This is a genomic window from Fusobacterium sp. IOR10 (genome assembly GCF_010367435.1).
Lineage (GTDB): Bacteria > Fusobacteriota > Fusobacteriia > Fusobacteriales > Fusobacteriaceae > Fusobacterium_B.
The window spans coordinates 1-8,418 of record NZ_WJWY01000047.1; the positions used below are offsets into that span (position 1 = coordinate 1).

The 8,418-nt window shown below is 27.1% G+C and carries 10 protein-coding genes; 1 reads left to right on the plus strand and 9 read right to left on the minus strand.

Annotated features, from left to right (window positions below; translation table 11 throughout):
* Positions 1–147: 147 nt before the first annotated feature.
* From dnaN to plsY, 4 genes are read right to left on the minus strand one after another with little or no spacing between them, the layout of a single operon-like run.
* Positions 148–1,272: a DNA polymerase III subunit beta gene (gene dnaN / locus GIL12_RS09530; protein WP_163470247.1), complete on the minus strand. Its 1,125-nt coding sequence runs from the start codon at positions 1,270–1,272 to the stop codon at positions 148–150.
* Between the two features lie 13 nt (positions 1,273–1,285).
* On the minus strand, positions 1,286–2,113 hold the full coding sequence (locus tag GIL12_RS09535; RefSeq protein ID WP_163470248.1) for an RNA polymerase sigma factor RpoD/SigA: 828 nt from the start codon (positions 2,111–2,113) through the stop codon (positions 1,286–1,288).
* A gap of 12 nt (positions 2,114–2,125) precedes the next feature.
* A complete protein-coding gene (locus GIL12_RS09540; protein ID WP_163470249.1) occupies positions 2,126–3,124 on the minus strand; it encodes an NAD(P)H-dependent glycerol-3-phosphate dehydrogenase in 999 nt (332 codons plus the stop codon).
* Between the two features lie 13 nt (positions 3,125–3,137).
* Positions 3,138–3,743 (minus strand): glycerol-3-phosphate 1-O-acyltransferase PlsY, encoded by a 606-nt coding sequence (plsY, locus tag GIL12_RS09545; protein WP_163470250.1) that lies wholly within the window; start codon positions 3,741–3,743, stop codon positions 3,138–3,140.
* Positions 3,744–4,004: 261 nt separating this feature from the next.
* On the opposite strand from plsY, the gene GIL12_RS09550 reads away from it, so the two are divergent.
* On the plus strand, positions 4,005–4,865 hold the full coding sequence (locus tag GIL12_RS09550) for an MBL fold metallo-hydrolase (protein ID WP_163470251.1): 861 nt from the start codon (positions 4,005–4,007) through the stop codon (positions 4,863–4,865).
* 53 nt (positions 4,866–4,918) lie between these two features.
* Here GIL12_RS09550 and GIL12_RS09555 read toward each other — a convergent pair whose 3' ends face one another.
* The 5 genes from GIL12_RS09555 to GIL12_RS09575 form a co-directional block, all read right to left on the minus strand.
* The gene (locus GIL12_RS09555) at positions 4,919–5,638 is read right to left on the minus strand and encodes a putative ABC transporter permease (RefSeq protein ID WP_163470252.1); all 720 of its coding nucleotides are present in this window, start codon (positions 5,636–5,638) and stop codon (positions 4,919–4,921) included.
* A 141-nt stretch (positions 5,639–5,779) separates the two neighbouring features.
* Positions 5,780–6,187, minus strand: a complete 408-nt coding sequence (locus tag GIL12_RS09560; protein ID WP_163470253.1) for an arsenate reductase ArsC — start codon at positions 6,185–6,187, stop codon at positions 5,780–5,782.
* 31 nt (positions 6,188–6,218) lie between these two features.
* Complete coding sequence (locus GIL12_RS09565; protein WP_163470254.1) at positions 6,219–6,725, minus strand: nitroreductase family protein; 507 nt, start codon at positions 6,723–6,725, stop codon at positions 6,219–6,221.
* A 75-nt stretch (positions 6,726–6,800) separates the two neighbouring features.
* Positions 6,801–7,373: a class I SAM-dependent methyltransferase gene (locus tag GIL12_RS09570; protein ID WP_163470255.1), complete on the minus strand. Its 573-nt coding sequence runs from the start codon at positions 7,371–7,373 to the stop codon at positions 6,801–6,803.
* 11 nt (positions 7,374–7,384) lie between these two features.
* Positions 7,385–8,290 carry a homing endonuclease associated repeat-containing protein gene (locus GIL12_RS09575; RefSeq protein ID WP_163470256.1) on the minus strand — a complete coding sequence of 302 codons (906 nt, stop codon included), beginning with the start codon at positions 8,288–8,290 and terminating at the stop codon, positions 7,385–7,387.
* Positions 8,291–8,418 lie beyond the last annotated feature (128 nt).

Below are 8,418 nucleotides of genomic sequence, written 5' to 3' on the forward strand. Positions count from 1 at the left end.
AATAGAATTTTAATTTATAGCAATTTAACAAAAATAAAAATTCCTTCAGCATAAAGCTGAAGGAACAAAAACATTATTTATTTTTTTATTTTTCTCCACCAACACCAGTTGACAAAGAACCTTTTTTTTTATGTGTTTATTCTCTGTTTATATATCTTTTAAAGCTAGAGGCATTACAACATAAATATAATCCTCATTATTTTTACTAGTTAATCTAACAGAACTATTTGATTCTTTAAATTCCAAAGTTATAATGTCATCTTTTTCTAAATTTTGTAAAAATTCTAGTAGGAATTTTACATTAAGGGATATTTTTAAATCCTCTCCAGAAAAATTAACTTCACTATCTTCGTTTATTTTAGCAATGTCACTAACTCCATTAATTACCATTCTACCTTGTGTAAATTTAAATATAGCTCCATTTTTTGATTCAACATTATTCTTAACAAAAATTAAAACTCTTTTAAATATTTTTAGTACATCTTCATTGGTAGTTACCATTGTTTTATTATATAAAGAACCACTTAATATTCCCTCATAATTTGGAAAAGCTAACTCTATAGTTCTACTAATTATCTCAACTTCCCCTGAAACAAAGTAAATTTTATTATCCCTTTTACTAATGTTTATTGGATCTATTGAGTCACTTTTTAAAAGTTTAGTTATAGCATCAACAGTATTTAAAGGAACGCTCACACTCATCTTAGAATCACTTTCAACTTCTTTAATTAAATAAGTTAAACGATAAGTATCTGTGGATATAAATCTTGCTACCTTGTTAGACATATCTATTCTAATACAGTTTATTGATAAATTATCTGCACTTGCTGCTGCTGAAAATTTTACCTTTTCAAATACATCTAGTAATTCATTTCCTTTAATAGTAAGACATTTTTCTGTTTCTTCTATGTTTACATTTGAAATTGTTGGATATTCTTCAACGTCCATAATTGCAAATTCTGAAGAGGAATCTTCAGTTTCTATTAGTAATATTTCATCTTCAGTTTTTAAAGTAATAAATTCATCTGAAATTTCCTTTATATATTCTTCTATAAGTTGTGGTTGAAATACTAACCTTCCTTCTTCAAACACTTCACTTTCCATTTTTGTTTTTATTGTTAATTCTAAATTAGTTCCACAAAACCAAAGTTTAGTTCCTTCTGTTCTCATGTAAACACAAGAAAGAATTGGTCTTATCTTATTTTCTCCAATAGCCTTTTCTACAATTCTTAAATTTTTTAAAAATTCACTTCTGTTAATTTTTAGAAACATTTACTACCCCCGCTTATTTCCTATATAATATTTCTCCTAAATCCTTGTTATATTTTTTTCTTAATTTTAATAAGGTTTTCTTTTCCAATTGTCTAACTCGTTCACGAGTTATTTTAAATTCATATCCAATTTCTTCTAGAGTATTAATATCATATCCATCTAGTCCATATCTTCTTTTTAATATTTCTTTTTCCCTTAGTTCCAAGGTATCTAGAATTTCATGGACTTTTTCATTACCTAATTTTTCCATGATTTTTTCTTCTAAATTTTTGCTACTTTTATTAATTAAAGTATCTTCTAAATAGATATTTTCTCCAACTTCCATGTTAAGAGATAATATTTCTTGAAATTCTTGCATGATATTTTTTACTTTTTTTTCACTAATTCCAATTTCTTCAGCTATTTTTTTCTCAGACACATATTTCCCATCTTTTACGAAATTTTTCATAACTATTTTATTAACTTTGTTAAATAAATCATATTTATAAGAAGGGATTCTTATTTCTCTTCCTTTGTTTATAACTGCTTTAGTGATAGATTGTTTTATCCACCAAACTGCATAGGTTGAAAATCTATAGCCCTTGGATAAATCAAACTTATCTATTGCATGTATTAATCCTAAATTCCCTTCACTGATTAAATCTATAAAGTTCATTCCTTTACTCATGTAATTTTTAGCCACACTTACAACAAGCCTTAAATTACATAAAATAAGTTGATTTTTAGCCTCACTATCCCCTGCTTTTGCCTTTAATAATAGTTCTTCTTCCTCTGATTTTTCCAAAATTTTATATTTCCTTATATCCTTTAAATACAAAGAAACTAGATCTCTTTCTTCCATAAATCCCCCATTTTAAAATTCTTCTTTTAACTCACGAGACATTAAATATTCGACCATTTCTGTGGCTTTTTTATCTTCATATAAAATTTTATAAACTGCTTCTGTTATTGGCATACTTACATTTAATTTTTCAGCTTTTTTATGTACTGCTTTTACAGTTGGGACACCCTCTGCAACCATTTCCATTTCTTCTAATATTTCTTTTAAAGTTTTACCTTGACCAAGCTTTTCTCCAACATGTCTATTTCTACTATGTTTACTTGCACAAGTAACTATTAAGTCTCCTATTCCTGATAGTCCATTGAAAGTTTTAGGATTGGCTCCACAAGCTTCTCCAAATCTTATCATTTCTCTAATTCCCCTTGTTATTAAAGCTGCCTTTGTATTGTCTCCAAATTTTAAACCATCTGCTATCCCAGCTCCTAGGGCTATACAATTTTTTACAGCTCCTCCAAGTTCAACTCCTATCATATCCTCATTAACATAAACTCTAAATTTTTGAGAATTAAAAATTTCTTGAATTATTTTTGCCTTTTCCAACTGTCCTGATGCAACAATTGTTGTAGGTAAATCATTTGCTACCTCCTCTGCGTGAGTTGGTCCTGATAATACAACTATATTTTTGTGATACTTTCCTAAAATTTCATCCTTAATAACCTCTGATAATCTCATTTCACTTGATATTTCAAGACCTTTTCCAGTATTAACTATTACTAAATCAGATCTCAATTGGTCAGCAAAGACACTTACTACACTTCTTAAAGCTTGGGAAGGTATTGAAAAAATAACTGCTTTTGCATCCTTTAACAAATTTTCTTTATCACTGGTAATATAAATATTTTCTGGTAATGTTACTCCTTTTAATAGTTTGTTTTCCCTTGTCCTTTGCAATTCCTCTGCTACTTCTTTCTTGTGTTCCCACATATGAATTTCATAACATTTTTTTCTAGCTAAGGTTAACGCTAATGCTGTTCCCCAGCTTCCACAACCAACAACTACTATTTTTTCCATTGGTAACCTCTCTTTATTTAAAAACTATTTTAGATTCTGTTCCGTTAAGCAATCTAAAAATGTTTGCCTTATGCTTGTATATAACAAAGGCTCCTATTATTGTAACTAAAACACAAAGAGTTCCTTTATCAACTCCTTCTCTAACAGGTAATATATACACCATTATTGGTAGTATTACAGCACCTGTAACAGATGATAACGACACGTATCTTGTAAAGTAAAGAACTATTAAAAAACCTACTAAAGCAACTAAAACTCCCTTTGGAGATAAGAATAGAAATACTCCTAAACTTGTTGCTACTCCCTTTCCACCTTTAAAATTTAAAAAGCAAGAAAAAGAATGAGCTAATATTGCTATCAGTCCCATAAAAACTATGAAACTTGAATTTGCTCCTACTTTATATGCAATGTATACAGGTAAAAACCCCTTTAGAGCATCTAGTAACAAAGTGGCAATTCCATACTTAGCACCTAAATTTCTATAGGCATTTGTTGCACCTGAGTTTTTACTTCCCACTGTTCTAATGTCTATCCCTTTAAAAGTTTTACCAATCCAAACTCCATTAGGTATTGAACCTAATACATAAGCTAATACTACTAAAAATATATTTACAATCATATTATTTCTCCTATTTCTGCAATTTGTTTTTTTAACATTTTATCTCCCATATTATAGCACTTTTCAAGGTTTTTTTCCATTAGAAAAACCTAATGTGCTTTTATATTTTTATTAAAAGATAGTCAAATTGTATACTAATTATCTACATAAGTCAACTTAAAAACACATTATCAATATTTTATACTTAATTTTAACACAAATACTTTTAATTTTTGGAAATTAATTGTATAATAAGAAAAAAAATAAAAGGAGAGAGTTATTTTGGATACAAAAGAGATATTTAAAATTACAGAAATTGAAAAAAATACCTACAGAATTTTAGAACTTGGTGGAAATTATTTGACACTATTGCTTGGAACAAAAAAAGCAATGTTAATTGATACTGGTTTTGGCTTTTATAATTCAAAGAAAGTTGTAGAGAAAATTACTGATCTACCCCTTATTGTTGTTAACAGTCACGGTCACCTTGATCACACTGGAGGAAATTATTTATATAATGAAATCTATATTAATAAAAACGATCTTAAAACATATTCTCGATATGAAAAAGAAAAAGAATTAATGATTGAAACTATGAAAAAAAGATATGATAAATTAAAAAAGGAATATATTTGGCCTGAAGATTTTAATGGGAAAGAATATGTTTCTAAAACAACTAAGAAATTTATTCCCATGGAAGATAAAGTTAAATTTGATTTGGGAGATAGAATAGTTGAGTTTAATAAAATTCCTGGACATACCCTTGGACAAATGGTTGCCTTTGACTACCAAACTAGAATTCTATTTTCAAGTGATGCTGTGGCTTCTAGCCTTTGGATGTATTATGATGAGGGAATTTCTTTAATGGACTATTGTAATAACATTGAAAATCTAAAAAAATACCCTATTAAATATATTTTAAGTGCTCATTTGGACACTAAATTTCCTATGGAAATAATTGACGCCCTTCAAGCTACTATTAAAGCTAGAAGTGCTGCTAAAAGCCGTGTGTTCATCCACCCTAGAAACAAACATAAGGCTCTTTTATTTAAATACAACACTGAAAACATTAAGGGTTTTGATAAAATAAGTTCCATACCACGTATGAATTTAATATATGCACCTAGTTTATCAACTGATTAATAATTTACATAAAATAGAGAAGCTAATAATTATTAGCCTCTCTATTTTTTAATCTAATTTTCTTTATTTCTATTCTTTTTTATGTTTTTAATTTTTTCCTTGGAAATTTCTTTAACTACCTCTTTAATGTTAATATTGTGAAAGGTAGGTATCAGTCTAAATCCCAAATTAATTTTTCTTCTTCTTTCCTTAACTCTCAACCTAAAAGTATCCATATTCAAAGCAAATTCTGTGTTTTCTATTTCATCTATTGCAGTTTTTAATATATTCATTAAATTAAACTTTATAACAATATCCACAATGAAAAATCCAAAGAACATTCCTAAAAAATATGAGAAACTTAAGTTTGAATAAAGAAATTCCACGCTATCTATTATTTTAAAATATAGAAATATGTAGAAAATTTCTCCTAGTATCCCCCAAAACAAACTATATTTAACACAAACTAATCCTTGGTGGTTAAATTTTTCATTTCTATAATCCCATAATCTAACTTTATAGTATTTTAAAATAATATATCCCCCAATATATTCTATTAGGGTCATAGCCCCTGCAATTAGGAAAAATCTACTTACATTGTCTATTTGAAAATTAGATAATATATATAGGACTATTCCTCCAAATCCATATATAGGTAAATATGGACCAAATAAAAATCCAGGATTAATAAATTTTTTGTTTTCTCCAAAATATCTTCTATAGATTATTTCTATAACCCATCCTATTATACTGCAACTTAAAAATATCAAACTATACTTTAATACACTTTCCATAACAATTCTCCTTATATAAAATATTTTAAAGTTCATTATAATTATACTCTAATACATTGAAAAATCAATTATAAATAAAAAACACCTAATTTTACTATTAATTAGTATAAATCAAATGTTTTTTAGGTAACTTTAAATTTATTAAAGTTTTATTTCTTTATTTTTAACCATTTGTATTAATTTTTCTACTTTTACTTTTATAAGGTCTCTTGTTTTTCTAAAGTCTTCTATAGTTCCTCCAGAAGGATCATCAAGTCCCCAATCTACCTTATATTTATTTGGAATATATGGACAAACAACATTGCATCCCATTGTTATTAATATGTCAACTTTAGAAGGAATTTCTGAAAGTAATTTTGGCCTATGATCTTTCATACTAACTCCTGCTTCTTCCATAACTTCCACTGCAAGAGGTTTAACTTCCCCATAATTTTCTGTTCCAGCAGAATAAACTTCAAAAATATCACTGGCTAGTTTTTTAGCCCATCCTTCAGCCATTTGACTTCTACAAGAATTGTGAACACATATAAATGCAACTTTGTATTTCATATTTCTCCTTTTCATTTAAAGTATTTTAATTTTAAATTTTCTCAAAATGTACTCTTTTTTCATCATATCTATCAATAAATTTATTTTCTGATCCTTCCATTGGGTAACCTAAAGCAATTACACAATAAGGCTTTAAATTTTCATTTAATTGAAAGATATCTTCAATATGATTTTCCCTTTCTTCAAAGGGTGCTACTCCAAGCCAAACTGCTCCTAATCCTAAATCTGTAGCTTCTATTAAAATATTTTCAGCTGCTGCTCCCATATCTTGCTGCCAATTTTCAGGATATTTTAATCTTTCCTCATTTGATAATAAAACTATTGCTATAGCTGCATCTTCAACAAATTTTGCAAAAGGACTTGTTACAGAAAGTTCTTTTAAAGTATCTTTTTTTTGCACAACTATAAACTCCCATGGTTGTTGATTCCCTGCTGATGGAGCTTGCATGGCTGCTCTTAAAAGTTTAATGATTTTTTCTTCTTCCACTGCTTGATTCGTATATTTTCTAACACTTCTTCTATTAAATATAGCTTCCATAATAACTACACCTCCTAAATTTATTGTAACCTCTCTACTAAAAGAATACTTCATATTTTTCTATTTATCAACACTTTATTTTTTAAGTAATATATTTAACCAATATTCTGTATCTCTTCCTGGTCTAACGTCTGTTGTTTTCCATATTTTTATTATTTTAAAATCTGTTAATTTTAATAGATCTTCCATTCCCTCTTCTTTGAAACAAGTAAATGATCTTCCGCATTTTTCATAGTCACTATCTCTATATTTAAATGATGAATAGAATATTCCCTCTTCCTCTAAAGCATTATAGGATTTTTTAAACATATCTAAAATATCATTTCTTTTAATATGTATAATAGATGCACATGCCCATATACCATTAAATTCACTTATATAATCTATATCTAACATATCTTTTATTATAACTTCTTGCCCTATTAAGTTACTTGCTTTTTTTGCTAAGTTTTCAGAAACATCTAGAGCAGTTACATTATACTTTCTATTTAAAAAATAAAGGCTATCTCTTCCACTTCCACAACCTAGATCTAATATTTTATTTCCCTTTAAATATTTTTCAAAAATATCATAGGTTTCATTCATTTTAGCATTTATTGTATTTTTATAAAATTCTTCTGTATTTTTATTATAGTATTCTTTACTCATTGTCTTCCTTTCTATAATTTTATATTAAATTTTTTATTTAGATATCCTCTTCTTTTTAATTCTATTCTTTCTAAAATATCTTTATGTAACTTCTCATCTTCTTTTATCTCAGCATATAATGAATTATCTAATGAATATATTTTATTTTTCTTATCATACTTAAAAAACTTTGCTCCTTCTACTTCTCCTGTAGTGTGTTTAATAGGATAATCTTCTGCTATTATATCAAAAAATTTAATTGCTTCCCAGTTTTTATAGCCTTCATGTTTTTTATTTGTTAATTCCAATGCATTATTTTTATCACTATAGAACTCTTTAAAAGATAATCCTATCTCTTTTGCTGTTACCCTTTGTTTTACTTTCCCTTTAAATAAAGAAAGAAATAATGCCAATTTATATAATTTTGTCATACGAGTTTGCTCTAAATATTTTAAAAAATCTTGAGAAGAAATTTTGTATAATTTTTTATATTCTTCTAAGTCTCCTGCTTCTAAAAGGAAATTATCCCATGATCCAAACTCTTTTATATATGTATATATTTTTTCTTCACTATATGTATATACATCTAAAAGACTTGGTACTTTTCCTAAATCTTCTTTTATTTTTTTATACTCTTCAATTAATATATTTCTAAGAAATTTCTTTTCTGTTAAATTTCTTTTTTCTGTTAAATTATCTATTAATTGAAAATCAAAATTTGAGGTACAATTTTCAGGTAAAATAAATTGTTCATCAGTAGGTAATAATTGTTTGCCTCCCTTTCTTGTCTCTCCAGTTAAAAAATTACACCTAAGTTCTGCTCCTTTATAGTTTCCTACAAAATCAAGTATTCTTAATTTAGTCTTACCTTCACAAAGTCTTAACCCTCTTCCTACCTGCTGCATAAATATTGTATAAGAAGATGTTGGCCTTAACAATAAAAGGGTCTATAATATTTGGTGTTGGTATTTGTAAAAATACTAATGCCTTTATTTTTTGCAAAAAAAAATTGAGACAAATAAAAAAATCCGTTACAATTAAGTTGCGACACCAAAAGAAAGGATGT